This window comes from Xenorhabdus sp. TS4 (genome assembly GCF_014467265.1).
Taxonomy (GTDB): Bacteria; Pseudomonadota; Gammaproteobacteria; order Enterobacterales; family Enterobacteriaceae; genus Xenorhabdus; species Xenorhabdus ehlersii.
In genome coordinates this window covers 1-1,186 of the sequence record NZ_NKHQ01000025.1, presented here as the reverse complement: position 1 = coordinate 1,186, position 1,186 = coordinate 1, and the positions used below count along the sequence as shown (strand labels likewise).

Annotated in this window: 1 protein-coding gene; it reads left to right on the top strand. The window is 46.0% G+C overall.

Annotated elements, in window-relative coordinates; translation table 11 throughout:
* Positions 1-25 precede the first annotated feature (25 nt).
* Positions 26-1,165, top strand: coding sequence for an ISAs1 family transposase (locus Xets_RS12640; RefSeq protein WP_187651783.1), 1,140 nt, complete (start codon positions 26-28; stop codon positions 1,163-1,165).
* Positions 1,166-1,186 lie beyond the last annotated feature (21 nt).

The window sequence follows — 1,186 nt, the reverse complement described above, 5'->3', positions numbered from 1 at the left end:
ATCAATGATAATCCTAGAAACTGCCATGCAAGCCACAACCCTCAGCAATGCTTTTGGACACCTCACTGATCCGCGTGTTAACCGGACTAAACAATATTCACTCATCGACATTTTGACTATCTCGATCTGTGCCGTAATCTGCGGTTGTGAAGGTTTCAATGCGATTGAAGAATACGGTAAATCTAAAGAAGATTGGTTCCGGCAATTTCTGGCTCTTCCTAATGGCATTCCCAGTCATGATACCTTTAACGATGTGATAAACCGGCTTGATCCCCAAGAATTTGGACTCGCATTTACCCAATGGGTGAAGAGCTTAGCCACATTCTCTGATGACATTATCGCCTTGGATGGCAAAACATTGCGGGGTACGCTTGACAAAGCGAATGGTGCACCGGCGCTTCATCTGGTTAGCGCCTGGTCAGTTGAGAATCAACTTTGCTTTGGTCAGGTGAAAGTCTCAGATAAATCGAACGAAATTACCGCAATCCCCAACTTGCTGGCCTTGTTGGATATTGAAGGTTCCACTGTCACGATTGATGCAATGGGCTGTCAGTACAAAATTGCTGATCAGATTGTCGGGGAGCAGGCTGATTATGTTCTGGCATTAAAAGGCAATCAGGGTGAATTTCATGACGATATCAAATACTTTTTAGATACTCAGCTAGCAAAAAGTTTTAGGGGGATCCCCCACGCTCAAACCCAGAGTACAGGAGGCGATCACGGTCGTATCGAACAGCGTCAGTTGTGGCTGGTTAACGATATTCGCTGGTTACGGGAACGACATCCTCAGTGGCACACACTGGGTGGCATCGCGGTGGTGGAGTCTTGGCGTGAAGAGCAGGGAAAACCCGAGAGTTACGCCCGACGTTATTATATTACCAGTCATCGTGATAAATCGGCGGACTTTATTGCGGGAGCGATACGTAGCCATTGGCATATTGAAAATAAATTGCACTGGCAGCTGGATGTGAGTTTTGGTGAAGACAGCCAGCGTCTGGGAAGCGGTCATGCTGCTGAAAATATCGCTTTAGTAAATAAAATAGCCCTTAACCTGCTGAAAAATGAGAAAACCGTAAAGGTAGGAGTGAAAACTAAGCGTCAGAAAGCAGGATGGGATAATAGTTACATGCTGAAAGTCCTCACGGTGGGTTTTACGTCAGTATAATTTAGACCCGTTTGCCCTGAG

What these genes read in the sequence shown, in the direction of transcription:
- Xets_RS12640 (WP_187651783.1), top strand. Translation starts at nt 26, where the DNA reads ATGCAAGCCACAACCCTCAGCAATGCTTTTGGACACCTCACTGATCCG.